The organism is Bradyrhizobium symbiodeficiens (assembly GCF_002266465.3).
GTDB lineage: Bacteria > Pseudomonadota > Alphaproteobacteria > Rhizobiales > Xanthobacteraceae > Bradyrhizobium > Bradyrhizobium symbiodeficiens.
In genome coordinates, this window is record NZ_CP029427.2 from 1,795,322 (window position 1) to 1,811,114 (window position 15,793).

At 64.7% G+C, this 15,793-nt stretch carries 17 protein-coding genes; 11 read left to right on the top strand and 6 right to left on the bottom strand.

The features are described 5' to 3' along the window. Positions 1 to 43: 43 nt before the first annotated feature. The 3 genes from CIT39_RS08200 to CIT39_RS08210 all read left to right on the top strand — a co-directional run bounded on the left by CIT39_RS08200 (position 44) and on the right by CIT39_RS08210 (position 3,441). Positions 44 to 1,669, top strand: coding sequence for a GMC family oxidoreductase (locus CIT39_RS08200; RefSeq protein ID WP_094975801.1), 1,626 nt, complete (start codon positions 44 to 46; stop codon positions 1,667 to 1,669). A 25-nt stretch (positions 1,670 to 1,694) separates the two neighbouring features. Next, positions 1,695 to 2,675 (top strand): hydroxymethylbilane synthase, encoded by a 981-nt coding sequence (gene hemC, locus CIT39_RS08205; protein WP_094975800.1) that lies wholly within the window; start codon positions 1,695 to 1,697, stop codon positions 2,673 to 2,675. A gap of 193 nt (positions 2,676 to 2,868) precedes the next feature. Further along, the gene (locus tag CIT39_RS08210) at positions 2,869 to 3,441 is read left to right on the top strand and encodes a response regulator transcription factor (RefSeq protein ID WP_408612839.1); all 573 of its coding nucleotides are present in this window, start codon (positions 2,869 to 2,871) and stop codon (positions 3,439 to 3,441) included. A gap of 158 nt (positions 3,442 to 3,599) precedes the next feature. Here the strand turns inward: CIT39_RS08210 and hemE are convergent, their stop codons facing one another. After that, positions 3,600 to 4,634 (bottom strand): uroporphyrinogen decarboxylase, encoded by a 1,035-nt coding sequence (gene hemE / locus CIT39_RS08215; RefSeq protein WP_094975798.1) that lies wholly within the window; start codon positions 4,632 to 4,634, stop codon positions 3,600 to 3,602. 106 nt (positions 4,635 to 4,740) lie between these two features. Here hemE and CIT39_RS08220 point away from each other — a divergent pair, with 106 nt between their 5' ends. Both CIT39_RS08220 and CIT39_RS08225 read left to right on the top strand, forming a co-directional pair. Next, positions 4,741 to 4,956 (top strand): hypothetical protein, encoded by a 216-nt coding sequence (locus CIT39_RS08220; protein WP_162308410.1) that lies wholly within the window; start codon positions 4,741 to 4,743, stop codon positions 4,954 to 4,956. A 172-nt stretch (positions 4,957 to 5,128) separates the two neighbouring features. Further along, on the top strand, positions 5,129 to 7,033 hold the full coding sequence (locus CIT39_RS08225; RefSeq protein WP_094975796.1) for a sensor domain-containing diguanylate cyclase: 1,905 nt from the start codon (positions 5,129 to 5,131) through the stop codon (positions 7,031 to 7,033). A 5-nt stretch (positions 7,034 to 7,038) separates the two neighbouring features. On the opposite strand, the gene CIT39_RS08230 is transcribed toward CIT39_RS08225, so the two are convergent. Together CIT39_RS08230 and trhO are read right to left on the bottom strand one after the other, a co-directional pair. Further along, a complete protein-coding gene (locus tag CIT39_RS08230) occupies positions 7,039 to 7,257 on the bottom strand; it encodes a SlyX family protein (RefSeq protein ID WP_094975795.1) in 219 nt (72 codons plus the stop codon). Beyond that, positions 7,247 to 8,029, bottom strand: coding sequence for an oxygen-dependent tRNA uridine(34) hydroxylase TrhO (trhO, locus tag CIT39_RS08235; RefSeq protein WP_094975794.1), 783 nt, complete (start codon positions 8,027 to 8,029; stop codon positions 7,247 to 7,249). The genes CIT39_RS08230 and trhO overlap by 11 nt, the downstream gene beginning before the upstream one ends. 198 nt (positions 8,030 to 8,227) lie before the next feature. On the opposite strand from trhO, the gene ggt reads away from it, so the two are divergent. Further along, a complete protein-coding gene (ggt, locus tag CIT39_RS08240) occupies positions 8,228 to 9,814 on the top strand; it encodes a gamma-glutamyltransferase (protein WP_094975793.1) in 1,587 nt (528 codons plus the stop codon). A 75-nt stretch (positions 9,815 to 9,889) separates the two neighbouring features. Then, positions 9,890 to 10,354: an FKBP-type peptidyl-prolyl cis-trans isomerase gene (locus tag CIT39_RS08245; RefSeq protein WP_094975792.1), complete on the top strand. Its 465-nt coding sequence runs from the start codon at positions 9,890 to 9,892 to the stop codon at positions 10,352 to 10,354. 83 nt (positions 10,355 to 10,437) lie between these two features. On the opposite strand, the gene CIT39_RS08250 is transcribed toward CIT39_RS08245, so the two are convergent. Beyond that, positions 10,438 to 10,656 (bottom strand): CsbD family protein, encoded by a 219-nt coding sequence (locus CIT39_RS08250; protein ID WP_094975879.1) that lies wholly within the window; start codon positions 10,654 to 10,656, stop codon positions 10,438 to 10,440. Positions 10,657 to 10,784: 128 nt separating this feature from the next. Between CIT39_RS08250 and CIT39_RS08255 the strand changes: the two genes are divergently transcribed. The 3 genes from CIT39_RS08255 to CIT39_RS08265 all read left to right on the top strand — a co-directional run bounded on the left by CIT39_RS08255 (position 10,785) and on the right by CIT39_RS08265 (position 12,384). After that, the gene (locus CIT39_RS08255; RefSeq protein ID WP_080137629.1) at positions 10,785 to 11,297 is read left to right on the top strand and encodes a cupin domain-containing protein; all 513 of its coding nucleotides are present in this window, start codon (positions 10,785 to 10,787) and stop codon (positions 11,295 to 11,297) included. A 129-nt stretch (positions 11,298 to 11,426) separates the two neighbouring features. Continuing rightward, positions 11,427 to 11,855 carry a VOC family protein gene (locus tag CIT39_RS08260; RefSeq protein ID WP_094975791.1) on the top strand — a complete coding sequence of 143 codons (429 nt, stop codon included), beginning with the start codon at positions 11,427 to 11,429 and terminating at the stop codon, positions 11,853 to 11,855. A 40-nt stretch (positions 11,856 to 11,895) separates the two neighbouring features. After that, positions 11,896 to 12,384: a VOC family protein gene (locus CIT39_RS08265; protein WP_094975790.1), complete on the top strand. Its 489-nt coding sequence runs from the start codon at positions 11,896 to 11,898 to the stop codon at positions 12,382 to 12,384. A 123-nt stretch (positions 12,385 to 12,507) separates the two neighbouring features. Here the strand turns inward: CIT39_RS08265 and CIT39_RS08270 are convergent, their stop codons facing one another. Beyond that, complete coding sequence (locus CIT39_RS08270) at positions 12,508 to 13,587, bottom strand: hypothetical protein (RefSeq protein ID WP_094975789.1); 1,080 nt, start codon at positions 13,585 to 13,587, stop codon at positions 12,508 to 12,510. A 2-nt stretch (positions 13,588 to 13,589) separates the two neighbouring features. Further along, entirely contained in the window at positions 13,590 to 14,291 is a 702-nt protein-coding gene (locus CIT39_RS08275; protein ID WP_162308411.1) for a FecR family protein, read from the bottom strand. A gap of 122 nt (positions 14,292 to 14,413) precedes the next feature. On the opposite strand from CIT39_RS08275, the gene CIT39_RS08280 reads away from it, so the two are divergent. Next, entirely contained in the window at positions 14,414 to 15,772 is a 1,359-nt protein-coding gene (locus CIT39_RS08280) for a phospholipid carrier-dependent glycosyltransferase (RefSeq protein ID WP_244607543.1), read from the top strand. The last annotated feature ends 21 nt before the right edge of the window (positions 15,773 to 15,793 follow it).

The following is a 15,793-nucleotide window of genomic DNA, read 5'->3' on the forward strand; positions in this document are numbered from 1 at the left end:
GACGGAGCGGAAACGCCCACACCAACAAGAAGAACAGTAACGCATGAACGCAACTTCTTCCCTCACGCCGTCCGATCCCGAATTCGACTACATCATCGTCGGCGCCGGCTCCGCCGGCTGCGTGCTCGCCAACAGGCTCTCGGCGAACGGCAAGCACAGCGTGCTGCTGCTCGAGGCCGGCCCGAAGGATTCCAACATCTGGATCCACGTGCCGCTCGGCTACGGCAAACTGTTCAAGGAGAAGACCGTCAACTGGATGTACCAGACCGAGCCGGAGCCCGAGCTGAAGGGGCGCCAGGTGTTTCAGCCGCGCGGCAAGACGCTGGGCGGTTCGAGCTCGATCAACGGCCTGCTCTATGTCCGTGGCCAGCACGAGGACTATGATCGCTGGCGCCAGCTCGGCAACACCGGCTGGGGCTATGACGACGTGCTGCCCTATTTCAAGAAGGCTGAGAACCAGTCGCGCGGCGCCGATCAATATCATGGCAGTGGCGGTCCGTTGCCGGTTTCGAACATGGTCGTGACCGATCCGTTGTCAAAGGCCTTCATCGACGCCGCAGTCGAGACCGGTCTGCCCTACAACCCCGATTTCAACGGCGCCACGCAGGAAGGCGTCGGCCTGTTCCAGACCACGACACGCAACGGCCGCCGTGCCTCGACCTCGGTGGCCTATCTCGGCCCGGCAAAGGCCCGCGGCAATCTCAAGGTCGAAACCTCCGCGCTCGGCCAGCGCGTGTTGTTCGAGGGTCGCCGCGCCGTCGGCGTCGAATATCGGCAAGGCGTACAAATCCGCCGCGCCCGCGCGCGCAGGGAGATCGTGCTGTCGAGCGGCGCCTACAATTCGCCGCAGCTGCTGCAGCTCTCCGGCGTCGGCCCCGGCGACCTCTTGCGCAAGCATGGCATCGACGTCGTGCTGGACGCGCCGGGCGTCGGTCACGATCTCCAGGATCACATGCAGGTCCGCATCGTGATGCGCTGCTCGCAGAAGATCACGCTGAACGACACCGTCAATCATCCGCTCCGCCGCACCATGGCCGGCGCGCGTTACGCGCTGTTCCGGAAAGGCTGGCTGACGATTGCGGCCGGCACGGCGGGCGCCTTCTTCAAGACCAGCCCGCGGCTGGCCTCGCCCGACATTCAGGTCCACTTCCTGCCGTTCTCGACCGACAAGATGGGCGAGAAGCTGCATGACTTCTCCGGCTTCACGGCGTCGGTGTGCCAGCTCCGCCCCGAAAGCCGCGGGTCCCTGCGCATCCGGAGCGCCGATCCGACGGTGCCGCCGGAAATCCGCATCAACTACATGTCGACCGAGACCGACCGCAGCACCAACGTCGAGGGCCTGAAGATCCTGCGCAAGATATTGAATGCGCCGGCGCTGAAGCCGTTCGTGGCTGGCGAGTACGATCCCGGGACCAAGGTATCCACGGACGCCGAGCTGCTGGATTATTGCCGCGAGCGCGGCAGCACCATCTACCATCCGACCTCGACCTGTCGTATGGGCAATGACGCGCTCGCGGTGGTTGACCAGCGGCTGAAGGTGAGGGGGCTCGAAGGCCTTCGCGTGGTCGACGGCTCGGTCATGCCGGACCTCGTATCGGGGAACACCAACGCGCCGATCATCATGATCGCCGAAAAGGCCTCCGACATGATATTGGAGGATGCGCGGTAAACCCGCGCGAGAAGGAGCAGACGGTTTGGTTACGCGACTGAAGATCGGCACCCGCAAGAGCGCGATGGCGCTGGCCCAGACGGAAGAGATCGCGCGCCGCCTGACCGCCGCCGTGCCCGGCCTCGACGTGGAGATCGTCAAATTCGACACCACGGGCGATCTCGACCAGACCAGCAAGCTGCTGCCGCATGGCGGCAAGGGCGGCGCCTTCGTGGCGCAGATCCGCGCCGCGGTGCTCTCGGGCGAATTGCAGGCGGCGATGCACTCGCTAAAGGACATGCCGGGCAACGAGGATACGCCCGGACTCGTCATCGGCGCCACGCTGTCGCGCGATCCGCCCAACGACGCACTGGTGCTGCGCGATGGCGTGACGCTGGAGGCGCTGCGCCAGTCCCGCGGCAAGGGCTTCAAGATTGGCACCAATGCCGTCCGCCGCGCCGCTTACGCGCGCCGCTTGTTTCCGGATGTAGAGGTGATCCACTTCCGCGGCGCTGCCGACACGCGCGTGCGAAAGCTCGACAATGGCGAGAAGCAGCGCCTGCCGGATGGCGGCGCTGTGGGACCGGCCGATGCGCTGATCATGGCACGTTCGGGCCTCGATCGCGTCGGCTTCGCCGGCCGCATCGCGTACGAATTCACAGCAGTGGAGATGTTGCCGGCGGCGGGGCAAGGCATCGTCGCCGTCGAATGCGCGGCGCAGGACTGGCAGACGCGCCAGATACTGTCGTCGATCGACGATCCCGACGCGCATGCCTCGGCGGATGCCGAGCGCGAGGTCTTGTGGGTGCTGAACGGCCACTGCAATTCGCCGGTGGCGGGCTTCTCGACCATTGCGGGCGATCAGATGTCGCTGACGGCATCCGTGCTCGATCTCTCCGGCAACACCATCATCGAGGCTTCGCGCGAAGGCCCCGCCAATCGCCCGCGCGAGCTCGGCCGTGCGGTGGGTCTGGATCTGCTGACGAAGGGCGCCGCCGAGATCATCGAGCGCAGCCGGCCGCGCTGAGTGCGTTAATTCCGGCCTAATCCGGTGCAATTTCACGTAAACTTCTCGTTATTTGGCCGCGAACCGTCTTGGTGACTTTCGCTTTTCCTGCCGCGGCGTCCGGCGCATAGCAGTCGCGGTCTGAACGGAAAAGGCGACGACGATGACTGAGAACGAGATATTCATTCTCGAAGACGATCTGACGACGCGCGCGATGCTGAAGGTCGTCCTCGAGAAAGCGGGCTATCAGCCGGTTTTCTTTGCCGATGGCGAAGCACTGATTGCGAAGTCCCGCCATGCCTCGCCAGCCTGCATTCTTCTCGATCTCTGCCTGCCGGGAAGATCGGGACTGGACGTTCTTGGACGACTGACCGATCGAACCTGTCCGGCACCGATACTCATGGTCTCGGGGCAGGGCGATATCCCGACCGCCGTGCACGCGCTTCGGATCGGAGCGGCGGATTTCGTCGAGAAGCCATTCAGTCCGGCAGACCTGGTTGCGCGGATCGAGTCAGCCGGCGCCGGTCAGCCTGTGCATTCAGCGGGTCCATTGGACCATTTCAAGCAATCGCGAGGACTCACCAGGCGCGAGTGCGAGGTCCTGGATCATCTGATCGCGGGGTCATCGAGCAAGGCGATTGCGCGGAAGCTCGGCATCAGCCCGCGAACGATCGAGGATCACCGCGCCCGGATCTTGCAGAAGGCCGGCGTCAAGACGACCGCGCAGCTTTCGATCATGGCCTTGAAAGACCGGACCGCCGCCTTTGGGCGCCGCACCGTTCACTGATGACGTAGGCGGTTATCCAAGCGTGATCCCGTTTTGCCCGACGTGTCAAAAGCACGTCTGAGCCGGGTCACGCCGCCCAGCTTTTTCAATGACTTGTCTACTGCGCATGGGGTTGTTTTCGCGTTTTTTGCTTTCACTCCCTGTTGGGGGTGAGCGAACTAGCCCCGTACGCGCCTGATCATCTGCTCGACATGGGCGATCGGCGTCTCCGGCTGGATGCCGTGGCCGAGATTGAAGATGAAGCGCCCTTGCGCAAAATTCGCCAGCACATCGTCCACCGCGCGGTCGAGCGCGGCGCCGCCCGTGATCAGCACCAATGGATCGAGATTGCCCTGCACGGCGACCTTGCTTTGCACGCGCTCGCGAATGAAGCCCGGCTCCGCAGTCCAGTCGATGCTGACCGCGTTGACGCCGGTCGCCTCGACATAGGCCGGCAATTGCGCACCGGCGCCGCGGGGGAAGCCGATGATCTTCGCATTCGGCACCTTGGCTCGCACGCCCTCCACGATGCGCCGGGTCGGCTCGACCGACCAGCGCGCGAACTCGGCCGGCGGCAGCACGCCGGCCCAGGTGTCGAAAATCTGCAAGGCATTGGCGCCGGCTTCGAGCTGCAACAGCAGATATTGAATCGAGTTCTGGACCAGCACGTCGATGATTTTCGCGAACGTCTCCGGATGCCGGTAAGCCATCATCCGCGCGGGCGCCTGGTCGGGCGTGCCCTGGCCCGCGACCATGTAGGTCGCAACCGTCCACGGCGCGCCGCAGAAGCCGATCAGCGCGGTCTTGGGATCGAGCGCGGTGCGCACGAGCTTGAGCGCCTCGAACACCGGCTCGAGCTTGCCGAAGTCGGCGCGCGCGGCGAGCGTTGCGACCTTCGCGGGATCATCCAGCGGATCCAGCCGCGGGCCCTCGCCGACCTCGAATCGCACCGAGCGCCCGAGCGCATAGGGGATCACCAGGATGTCCGAGAAGATGATCGCGGCATCGAAGCCGAACCTGCGGATCGGTTGCAGCGTCACCTCGGCCGCAAGCTCCGGGTTGAAGCAGAGGTCGAGGAAGCCGCCGGCCTTGGCGCGGACCTCGCGGTATTCCGGCAGATAGCGGCCGGCTTGCCGCATCATCCACAGGGGCGGGATGCTCTGGCGCTGGCCGGAGAGCACGTCGATGAAAGGTTTCGTCGCAGATTGGGGCACGAATGGTCCTGACCAAGGTTACGGCTCCTGATACACCGCTATGGCCCTCAGCGGAACAGGGGAACCAGCGCAATCGGGCCGCGTTGACCCACCGATGGAGGACACCATGGCTGAGACATTCAATCCCGCGCCGCACGACAAGCACGCCGACGATCTGCACGAAGCGCTCGCTGCCGACCGCCACAGCAAGCTCGACGCCGGGCTGAAGGATAGCTTCCCGGCGTCCGATCCCGTCAGCGCCACCCAGCCGACGCCCTCGAAGGCGGATGCGGATGCTGACAATCCTTCGCTCTGGGACAAGGTTAAGGCCATCTTCAGCTAGCGGAGGGCGAGGCCGGATTCCGATCAGTTTGCTAATGCCCTGTTAGCGATGCGCCGATCCTTGCGTCCGTAGGACTACGGAAAACCGGGATATCGCGGCGCATTCCGGCGGTAATTTCAGGGTTCAATAACAGAAGCGGCAGAGGTTCCGAAACATCGGAGAATTCTGCCGCATGAGCGCTACTGCCCAACGAGCTGGATGGAGCCGTCTGCCGTTGCGCGCGGCGGCATTCGTCGTGCTGACCTGCGCGACCATCCTCGGTGTCAGCGGCTGGCGCGAATGGGCCGCGCGCGACGCGGTGCTCAGGGGTGCCGAGACCGAGATGGCGAACGTGGCCCGTTCGCTGACCCAGCACGCCGAGGACAGCTTCGATCTCTTGGATTCCGGCGTCGTCGGCGTCGTGAGCCGGCTGGAGATGGACGGCACCGGCCCTGCGACCATTACAAAGCTCGGCAACGTCCTGGAGGTGCGTAGGAAAGCCGTCCCGCGCATTCATGGCATCGCCGTCATCGACGACCAGGGCAATTGGCTGACCTCGCCCGGCACGGTCGGCTCGACGCTCAGCGACGACGCGTTCTTCCGGTATCATCAGCTGTCCTCGAAACGCGAGCCCTATGTCGGTCATCCCGTGAAGAGCCTGCTCGAAGGCGAATGGGTGGTCACCCTGTCGCGCCGCTTCAACAAGCCGGACGGCAGCTTCGGCGGCGTGGTGCTCGCGACCATCAGTTCCAATTATCTCGCGCACTTTTACGAGCAATTCGAGATCGGCCGCAACAGCTCCGCGGCGCTGATGCACGGCGACGGATTGATCATCGCGCGCAATCCCAGCAACGACAAGTTCGTCGACCGCAGCGTGGCCGACACCGCGCTGTTCCGCGATGCCAGCCTGCAACGGCCGAGCGGCGTCTACCATTTCAAGTCGCCTCTCGACGGTTCCGAACGTCTCAGCTTCTTCAAGCGCAGCAGCCGCTATCCGCTGGTCCTGTTGGCCACGTTGGACAAGGAGGAATTGCTCGCGCCCTGGCGAGCCGCGGCAATCTCCCGCATGCTCTACGTCATCGCGTTGGTGATGCTGATTGCGGTCATCGGCGCTGTGCTGGTGCGGCAGATGCAGCGCGGCCAGCGCATGGCCGCGGCCCTGGTCGAGAAGGAGGCGCATTTCCGCCTGCTCGCGGAAGGCTCCAGCGACATGGTGACCAGCATCGGGCTCGACGAGCGGTTGCGCTATGTCTCGCCCTCGTCCGTGCGGGTCGTCGGCTGGCGCGCAAACCAACTGATCGGCACACTTGCGCTTGCGGGCATCAATCCGGAGGATCTGCCGGAGGTCCAGGCGACCATCGATGCCATGAAGCGTGGCGACCGGGAGGAGGCTCGGTTCACCTATCGCCACTCGCACCGGCAGAACAGCGAGGTCTGGCTTGAATCGACCATGCGGGTGACACGCAAGGACGACGGCCGCGTCGACGGCGTGGTCGCGATCACCCGCGACATCACCGAGCAAAAGAAGCTGGAAACCAGGCTCGAGACGCTTGCCATCGAGGACAGCCTCACCGGCCTTGCCAATCGCCGCCGCTTCGACGAGCGGCTGAAAGAGGAATGGGCGCGCGCCTATCGCGACCGCTCCAGCCTTGCTCTGCTGATGATCGATGTGGATCACTTCAAGGCCTATAACGACGAATACGGCCATCCCGCGGGCGATGCCTGCCTGCGTCTGGTCGCGAAGATCATCGCGGCCGAGACGCAGCGCACCGGCGATCTGGCGGCGCGCTATGGCGGCGAGGAATTCGCCATGCTGCTGCCGAACACCGATCCCGCAGGCTGCGCCCAGGTCGGCGAACGGATCCGCAGTGCCATCCACCAAGCCGGCCTCGTTCATGCCGCCAACCCGGAGTCCGGGTGCGTCACCGCCTCGGTCGGCGGCGCGACCTGCCGGCCGGCGCTGGAGCGTACGGCGGGCGTGTCCTCGCTCGTCGAAGCTGCCGACCGGGCACTCTATGCCGCCAAGGACGCAGGCCGCGACCGGCTGATGATGTCCGGCGAACTCATGAACCTGCTGCCGAAGGCATCCGGCCAGTAGACGGCTCAATAATGCGGCGGAGGTTCGTTGGCTGGCCCGGGCGCATTGGCCTCGGCCTCCTGCAGCCGCTCGCCGAGCTCTGTGATCTTCCGCGTCAGCAGGTCGATCTGCTTCCACTGTGCGGTGATGGTCTGGTTCAACGTCTCGATCGCGTCGTCCTGATAGGCGAGGCGTGTTTCCAGCGTGTCGATGCGCTCGGCGAGCGTCCTGATCTCATTCGTCACGGCCGTGTCCCATATCCTGTTCGAGCAAGCTCCGTTCGCGCAAGCCGTGGCTGAGCGCGACGCGCTCGTCGAACACGAAGCATTCGCCGCGCCAGCGGCTTTGCGCCTCCGGCACCTCTTCCAGATATTTGAGAATGCCGCCCTTGAGGTGATAGACTTCGGCAAAGCCGCGCGCGAGCAGATGGGAGCTCGCCTTCTCGCAGCGGATGCCGCCGGTGCAAAACATCGCGATCCTGCGGTGCTTTGCGGGATCGAGCCCGACTGCGGCAAAATCCTTGAACTGGCCAAAGCTCCTGATGCCGGGATCAACGGCGCCTTCGAACGTTCCCATCGCCACCTCGAAGGCGTTGCGGGTGTCGAGTAGCAGTATGTCGGGCGCCGAGATCAGCGCGTTCCATTCGCGCGCATCGACATAGGTGCCGACCTGGCGGGTCGGATCGGTGGCGGTATCGCCGAGCGTGACGATCTCCTTCTTCAGCCGCACCTTCAGCCGCCCGAACGGCATGGCTTCGGCGGCCGAGAACTTCAATTCGAGATTGTTCAGCCTGCCACCGAACATGTCGCCGTGCGCCAGCTCATGGGCGAGGGCGTCGATCGCCTCCGCCGCCCCGGCGAGCGTGCCGTTGATGCCCTCCTGCGCCAGCAGCACGCTGCCCTTCAGCTGGAGGCCGGCGCAGAACGCACGCAGCGGCTCGCGCAGCTCGCGGTAATCCGGGAGGGCGGCGAATTGGTAGAAGGCGGCGACCTTGATGATCGAATCCGGATCAGACATGGCCGCCCGTTTAGCAGGCTGCCGGCGCCCGGAAAACCCGCATGGCGGTCGGCCTCGAAAGGTCTATACGCCCAGCGGATGGCAGCCATTTCCCTGGTATGCCAGCATTGCCGAAGGCCGCCGGAATGTGTCATGTAACCCCGGTTTTTTCCGAGATGGCGCGCCGTCCGCGCCACGGGCCAAGAGAGCAAGAATTCGATGAGAAACTTTCATTTCCCAGGCAGGTCCACGGTCCACGCCACCAACGCAATGGTCGCGACCTCGCATCCGCAGGCCTCGCTCGCCGCGATCGAGGTGCTGCGCGAAGGGGGCACCGCGGTGGATGCGGCGGTCGCGGGCTCGGCCCTGCTCGGCGTGATCGAGCCGCAATCGACCGGCATCGGCGGCGACTGTTTCGCGTTGGTCCAGCCGCGCGGCGAGGGCAAGATCGTCGCCTACAACGGCTCGGGTCGGGCGCCGAAGGCGGCGAATGCCGACTGGTATATCGAGCGCAAGATCAACTCGGTGCCGCTGACCTCGGCGCATGCGGTCTCGATCCCCGGCGTGATCGACGCCTTCGCGACCGTCTTGCGCGATCACGGCAAGTTCGGCTTCGACCGGCTGCTCCAGCCCGCGATCAAGGCGGCCGAGGAAGGCTACGTCGTCGCCCCCCGCATCGCCTTCGACTGGAAGAACCAGTTCGAGAAGCTGAAGGGCGGCACCAACACCGTGCGTTACCTGCTGCCGGGCGGCAAGCCGCCGGTGGCCGGCGACGTCATCCGCCAGGCCGAGCTCGGCAAGACGCTGCGTGCAATCGCCAAGGACGGCCGCGACGCCTTCTACAAGGGTGCGATCGCGGAAGACATGGTCGAGACCCTCAGGGGCATCGGCGGCCTGCACACGCTCGACGATTTCGCCGCGCACACCACCGAGACGACGACGCCGATCGGCACCATGTACAAGGGTTACGACGTCTGGCAGTGCCCGCCGAACGGACCCGGCCTCACCATGTTGCTGATGCTGAACATCCTGTCGCGGTTCGACCTGACGAAATACGCCCCTCTCAGCGTCGAGCGTTTCCATCTCGAAGCCGAGGCCGCGCGCATCGCCTACATGCACCGCGAGCTGCACGTTGCCGATCCCGACCACATGCAGGTTGAGGTCGCCAAGATCCTCGCCAAGGAATTCTGCGACGAGCACATCGCCAAGATCCGCATGGACGGCATGCTCGACCTGCCGAACGTCGCACCGCCGATGAATCCGTCGACGATCTACATCACTGTCGTGGACAAGGACCGCAACGTCTGCTCGTTCATCAACTCGATCGCGCATTCCTTCGGCTCGGCGATCGTCTCGAACAAGACCGGCGTCCTGTTCCAGAACCGGGCCGGTGGCTTCCGGATCCAGCCGGGCCACCCCAACTGCATCGCCGGCGGCAAGCGGCCGCTGCACACGATCATGCCGAGCCTGCTCACCAAGGGTGGCCGCTCGGTGATGCCGTTCGCGGTGATGGGCGGACAGTACCAGCCGGTCGGCCAGACCCGCGTCGTGACCAACATCCTCGACTATGGCTGCGACGTGCAGGAGGCGATCGACATGCCGCGCGGCCTGCACTACGAGGGTCAGTATCAGCTCGAGGACAGCGTGCCGGCTGCGATCGTCGATGGCTTGAAGAAGCTCGGCCACAAGACCACCAGCGTGGTCGGCCCGCTCGGCGGCGCGCAGGCGATCTGGATCGACTGGGACAAGGGCACGCTCACCGGCGGCTCCGATCCGCGCAAGGACGGCTGCGCGCTCGGCTATTGAGCGGAGGCTCCAGCGGGGCTGGAAACGACCACCGCATTGCGCTAGACACCTTCCGCCTCAAACGGAAGGTGCCTTATGCAGCGTTTCCAGCGCGCACTCCTCACCCTGATGTCGGCACTCGCGATCACGGTGATCGCAGGCGTGTCGCATTTCGTTTCCACCACGGCCTCGGCCCAGACCGCAGGAAAGACCATGACCACAGCTTCAGGCTTGCAGATCATCGATTCCACCGTCGGCACCGGCGCCTCGCCGCAGCCCGGCCAGATCTGCGTGATGCACTATACCGGCTGGCTCTATGAGAACGGCCAGAAGGGCAAGAAATTCGATAGCTCCGTCGATCGCAAGGAACCGTTCGAATTCCCGATCGGCAAGGGCCGTGTCATCGCCGGCTGGGACGAGGGCGTCGCCTCGATGAAAGTCGGCGGCAAGCGCACGCTCATCATCCCGCCGCAGCTCGGTTATGGTGCCCGCGGCGCCGGCGGCGTGATCCCGCCAAACGCGACGCTGATGTTCGACGTGGAATTGCTTGGGGTGAAGTGACGCGTAGCGGCCAGGCCGGAGAGAGCAAGACAAACAAAAAGACCGGCCTCTCGGCCGGTCTTCTCGCTTTCAGATGCCGCGCGTCATTCCGTCGCGCGCTTGGCCCCCGCCGCTGCGCGATCAATCGCGTCCTTTGCGGCGTCCTTGGCATCGCCCATGGCCTGCTGGCCCTTGCCCTTCACTTCCTGAATCACGCCTTCGCCCTTCAGGCGGTCGGAACCGGTGGCTTCACCGATGCCCTGCTTGGCCTTGCCGATCGCCTCGTTGGCGTTACCCTTGATCTTGTCGGTCGTGCTACCCATGAAACTCTCCTTCCATTTTTCTCGCATGGACAACGTCCCGCAGCTACGAGGGTTCCAATTTTGGTATGGCTCGCCAGCGCGGCTTCGGGTTAGGTTGCCGCGCACGGAACCAACAGAAAGCAAGTCCCATGACCGGCCATGACCATTCGCATTCCCACCATGACCACGATCACGACGATCGCTGGAAACATGACGGCGTGCGCGTCATTCCCGGCAACCAGCTCGATACCAACGTGCCGTCGACGGCAGGCATGGACCGCGCGGCCGCGATCAATTTTGCGCGCGTCGGCGCCCAGAAATTGTGGGCCGGCACCGTCAGCATCAAGCCGGACGCCAAGACCGGCGCGCATCACCACGGCCATCTCGAAAGCGTCATCTATGTCGTGAAGGGCAAGGCGCGGATGCGCTGGGGCGAGAGCCTGCAATTCACCGCGGAAGCCGGCCCCGGCGATTTCATCTTCGTCCCGCCTTACGTGCCGCATCAGGAGATCAACGCCAGTCCAGACGAGGTGCTGGAATGCGTGCTGGTGCGCAGCGACGGCGAGGCGGTGGCGATCAACCTCGACATCGAGCCGGTCGAGAAGCCCGAGACCGTGCTGTGGATCGATCCCGTCCACCGGGATCCGAACGAGAAGAAGTAAGACCTGACGGTCGCCCGCCGGTTCTGTTGGGCAGAACCGGGCGGGGTGACCTCGAAAAATATCCGGACGCGGTGTCGGGTGGCCGTCGGCCTATCCGTCCTTGGGCAGAACCCGCCCAAGGAGCTTCCGATGCCCAGGATGATTTTTCTCAATCTGCCGGTGACCGATCTCAAGCGTGCGACCGCCTTTTATGAAGCGGTCGGCGCGACCCGGAACCCGCAATTCAGCGACGACACGGCGTGCTGCATGGTCTTTTCCGAGGCCATCTACGTGATGCTGACGACCCACGACAAATTCCGTCAGTTCACGCCGAAGCCCATCTCCGATGCAAAGACCTCGAACCAGGCGCTGTTCTGCCTGTCCGCCGACACCCGCAACGAGGTCGACGCGATCGTCGGCAAGGCCGAGGCGGCGGGCGGGATGGCCGATCCCAGTCCGAAGGACGAATACAGCTTCATGTACGGCCGCAGCTTCGAAGATCCGGACGGCCATATGTGGGGTGTGAACTGGATGGACATGGCGGCTGTCCCTCCGCAGCCCGCCACGGCAAATGCCTGATCAGCTCATTTGAACGCTAAACCTGGGAGGAGCATTCAAGATGTCCAAGGTCGTACCCTGCATGTGGTTCAACGGCGATGCCGAGGAAGCCGCGAAGTTCTATGTCTCGCTGGTGCCGAATTCGGCGATCACGCACGTTCAGCGCAACGTATCGGATGGCCCCTCCGGCAAGGAGGGCTCCGTGCTCGTGGTCGAGTTCACGGTCGCCGGTCAGCCGCTGGTCGCGCTCAACGGCGGCATGAAGATGGAGTACACCCACGCCATCTCGTTGATGATCCATTGCGATGACCAGGCCCAGGTCGATAGCGTCTGGAATGCCTTCCTGGCCGATGGCGGCAAGGAGGAACAGTGCGGCTGGCTCAGGGATCGCTGGGGCGTGGCCTGGCAGGTGGTGCCGAAAGTGATGTTCGAGTTCCTGTCGAGCCCGGACAAGGCAGCGGCGGCGCGCGCGGTGCAGGCCATGATGAAGATGGTGAAGCTGGATGTCGACGTGCTACGCCGCGCGTTCGAGGGCAAGTCGGCAGCGTGACGGCGACACAGGTCCCGTAGGGTGGGCAAAGGCGCTCTTGCGCCGTGCCCACCATCCGTATCCGGTTGAGAAAGGTGGTGGGCACGCTCCGCTTTGCCCACCCTACAAGATCCGTGCGAGCCGCTAATAATTAATCCGCAGCCCGATGCCGCCGTGGATGGTAGTGCCGACGGGCTGCGGGCCGAGCGTGCCGTTGGCGAAGAGGTCCACGATCCAGCCCTTCTGCACGCGGAAGCCGAGCCGGCCGCCATATTCGAACCAGCCCTGGTTGCCCATGGTCGGCACCACCGTGCCGTCGCCGGTCACGGTGGCGACGATGCCGCTATGGCTCGCAAACGACTGCACCCAGCCGCCATTGATGTTGGTCTCGATGTTGCTGCCGAAGAGGTGTGTCCACTGGCCGCCGATCTTGACCAGGCTGGTGCGGTCGGTACCGCTCGCGATGCTGGCATCGAATGGATTGAAAGCCACCGCGCTGTCGGTGTAGCCCGACACGCGTTGCCAGAGCTGCCAGACTTCGATCGAGGCGGCGACCTCGTCGCGTGGCGAGAGGCGACTGATCCAGCCGGCGCGGCCGTAGACGGCGTAGTTCGAGGCGTTGGTCGAACTGGTCACGCTCACCGGGCCGAGACTGGTATCGTAGCTGCGCGTGTAGCGGGCCTTCTCCCACGGCGTCAGGATCGTGCCGACGTCGAAGAACGGGCGTGACGAGCCCCAGTCGGTGAAGTCGTAACGCAGCGCGAAGGCGCCGATCGGCGCGCTCGTGATCTTGTAGCCACCCTCGTTGTATTGCGTGTAGGCGATGCCGGCGAGCAGCGACAGATTGTTGGTCAGCGCCTTGCGGCCATGGATGCCGGCGGAGAACGAGCCCGCCGAGCCGAACGCACTGACGCAGTCGCCGCAATTGACCTGCTCGTTGACGCCGAGCAGCACCGTGCCGAGCACGCGGTTGGTGATCATCTGGTTGAAGCGCTGATTGGCGAGGCCGCCGATCGAATTGCCGCTGGAATCGGCGCCGGTCGGTGTCGGGCTGGGCGACGGATAGGGGTTTGGCGTGGGCGACGGAGAAGGCGAGGGGCTGGGGGAGGGGGAGGGCGAGGGCGATTGAGCGGCGGCCGAACCGATGCCAAGCGCGGCCGAGCACAATGCAACAGCCAGAAGGAGCGCGGCCCGTCTCACGAACTGTCTTGCCAGGTTTCGCATCGTCAGCGACCGCACAGCATGCCGTCGTCCTGGACGGCGGGCGTGATGGTCGGCGAGGCGTCGGCGTACTGGTTCACCGCGCACAGCCCGGCACTCGCGGCGCAATTGGCGGCGAAGGTCCAGGGCGGCGTGTTGGTCTTGGTGATCGAGACCTTGCCGCCGGTCGATGTGATGATTGCGGTGTCGCCCGGCTGGGTTAGCTGCACGCATTGTGAACCCGTCGTGCAGACGCTGGCCGCACCGTCCTGAAGCACGACGACGGAGCGTCCGCGCTGCGAGAGGATGTCGAGCGTGGTGCCGCGTACGCCGATGGTGGCAAGGGGCGTCGTGATCTTGTAGGCGGTCTTCTCGGAATGTCCGGTGACGAAGCGGAACGCGCCGGTGGTCATGCGGATCGCGACGTCGCGATAGCTGTGCTCGTCGTTGAAGACGGTGCGGTCGAGCTTGAGCGTGGCGCTCGGACCGAGCGACAGATTGGTGCTGTCGGCCATCACGAAGCGCGCGGCGCTGTCGGCGCCGGTGCGCACGGTCTCGTCGCGCAGCATGCTGTCGCCGACACTGATCGGTGTGGCCGTCGCGGCCACGCGCACGACTTCGTTCTGGATCACGACGGCTTCGCCGACGCGCGTCTGCGCCGACGCGGCAGGCGCCGCGCACAATGCGGCCGACAACAAGGTGGGGAAAAGCCAGAAACGCAAATTCATTTCACAACCGATCGATGTGTCCCTGATCGTACCGGATCGCGCGCGTTTCTGATGTGGCGAAATTATCACAAGCGGCGTGGACGTGCGTTATGCTTAGTGACAGTTGCGGCAGAATGCGTTCAATGAAAACCACGATCTCTTTTTTTGTCCGCGGTGACGCAAATTTGCCACGCAAAATATCCCCACAGCAGCCGCTTGAACGGTCCGCAGTTCCGAGAGTGTCGCGAAGCGCAGTGGTTGCTGTCGCTATTTTCCTAGCTGTCCATCTCGCGCTGCTGATCGGACTGACGATGCCGGAGAAGTTCGTCTTCGACGAGGTGCACTATGTGCCGGCGGCGCGGCAGATGCTGGCACCGGCGATGTCGCAGCCGATGCTCAATCCGATGCATCCGCCGCTGGCCAAGGAGCTGATCGCGGCCTCGATCGCGGCCTTCGGCGACAACGCGCTTGGCTGGCGTTATCCCGCGACATTGTTCGGCGCATTGGCGATCGTCGCGATCTATCTGGCCGGCCTCGCGCTGTTCTCCGCGCAGGGGCCGGCAATCGCCGCGGCGCTGATCGCCGCCTTGAACCAGATGCTCTACGTGCAGGCGCGCATCGCCATGCTGGACATCTTTGCGCTCGGCTTCGGTCTGCTCGCGACCGCGGCCTTCATGCATGGTTTTCGACGCGAGCGGCCGCAGGCGCTGTTCGCGCTCGCCGGCAGCCTGTTCGGCCTGGCGGCAGCCTGCAAATGGAGTGGCCTGTTTCCGCTCGGCGTCTGCATCGTCATCGTCGCGGTGATCCGCCTGATGCAGGGTTGGCGCACGCTGTTCGCCGACGCGAAGCCGGACGACTGGTACCGGCCGGACCTGTGGCCCGGCTTGAGGCTGCATCATGTGGCGCTGTGCTTCGCCGTCCTGCCGGCGATGACATATCTTGCGACCTTCGTTCCACTCTACGGGGTGTCCTTGCCGGATCTGATCGAGGCGCAGCGCCGGATCTTTGCCGACAACACCACGACCGCGATCGCCGGCCACACCTATATGAGCGCGTGGCCATCCTGGCCGCTGCTCGCACGCCCGGTGTGGTTCCTGTTCGACAAGACGGGGGAGGACAACATCTCCGCGATCGTCTTCCTCGGCAATCCGCTGGTGCTGTGGCCCGCTCTGCTCGCGCTCGTGCTCGTGCTGCGCGATTTCATCGTGCTGCGCCGGTGGGATGCGTTCCTGATCGCGGCGTTCTATTTCGGTCCTTGGCTCGCCTGGGCATTGCTGCCGCGCACGCTGGGCTTCATCTACTATTATCTACCGGCCGCCACCGCAGCGTCGCTTGCGCTGGTCTACGTGCTGCGCCGGGACGGGCTGCCGCGCTGGCTGCTCTGGGCCTATGTCGGAACCGCCGCGATCGGTTTTGCGGTCATGCTGCCGATCTCGGCGGCTTTCATCGGCACCACGATGCGGAGCTTCAGCCGGCTGATGCTGTTCCAGAGCTGGATATGACGTCGCCGCCTGCGGGGGCGG

Coding starts and splice junctions, on each gene's coding strand:
- CIT39_RS08200 (WP_094975801.1), top strand. CDS start 44: ATGAACGCAACTTCTTCCCTCACGCCGTCCGATCCCGAATTCGACTAC.
- CIT39_RS08210 (WP_408612839.1), top strand. CDS start 2,869: ATGCTGAAGGTCGTCCTCGAGAAAGCGGGCTATCAGCCGGTTTTCTTT.
- CIT39_RS08220 (WP_162308410.1), top strand. CDS start 4,741: ATGGCTGAGACATTCAATCCCGCGCCGCACGACAAGCACGCCGACGAT.
- CIT39_RS08225 (WP_094975796.1), top strand. CDS start 5,129: ATGAGCGCTACTGCCCAACGAGCTGGATGGAGCCGTCTGCCGTTGCGC.
- trhO (WP_094975794.1), bottom strand. CDS start 8,029: ATGTCTGATCCGGATTCGATCATCAAGGTCGCCGCCTTCTACCAATTC.
- ggt (WP_094975793.1), top strand. CDS start 8,228: ATGAGAAACTTTCATTTCCCAGGCAGGTCCACGGTCCACGCCACCAAC.
- CIT39_RS08245 (WP_094975792.1), top strand. CDS start 9,890: ATGCAGCGTTTCCAGCGCGCACTCCTCACCCTGATGTCGGCACTCGCG.
- CIT39_RS08250 (WP_094975879.1), bottom strand. CDS start 10,656: ATGGGTAGCACGACCGACAAGATCAAGGGTAACGCCAACGAGGCGATC.
- CIT39_RS08255 (WP_080137629.1), top strand. CDS start 10,785: ATGACCGGCCATGACCATTCGCATTCCCACCATGACCACGATCACGAC.
- CIT39_RS08260 (WP_094975791.1), top strand. CDS start 11,427: ATGCCCAGGATGATTTTTCTCAATCTGCCGGTGACCGATCTCAAGCGT.
- CIT39_RS08265 (WP_094975790.1), top strand. CDS start 11,896: ATGTCCAAGGTCGTACCCTGCATGTGGTTCAACGGCGATGCCGAGGAA.
- CIT39_RS08270 (WP_094975789.1), bottom strand. CDS start 13,587: ATGCGAAACCTGGCAAGACAGTTCGTGAGACGGGCCGCGCTCCTTCTG.
- CIT39_RS08275 (WP_162308411.1), bottom strand. CDS start 14,291: ATGAATTTGCGTTTCTGGCTTTTCCCCACCTTGTTGTCGGCCGCATTG.
- CIT39_RS08280 (WP_244607543.1), top strand. CDS start 14,414: ATGAAAACCACGATCTCTTTTTTTGTCCGCGGTGACGCAAATTTGCCA.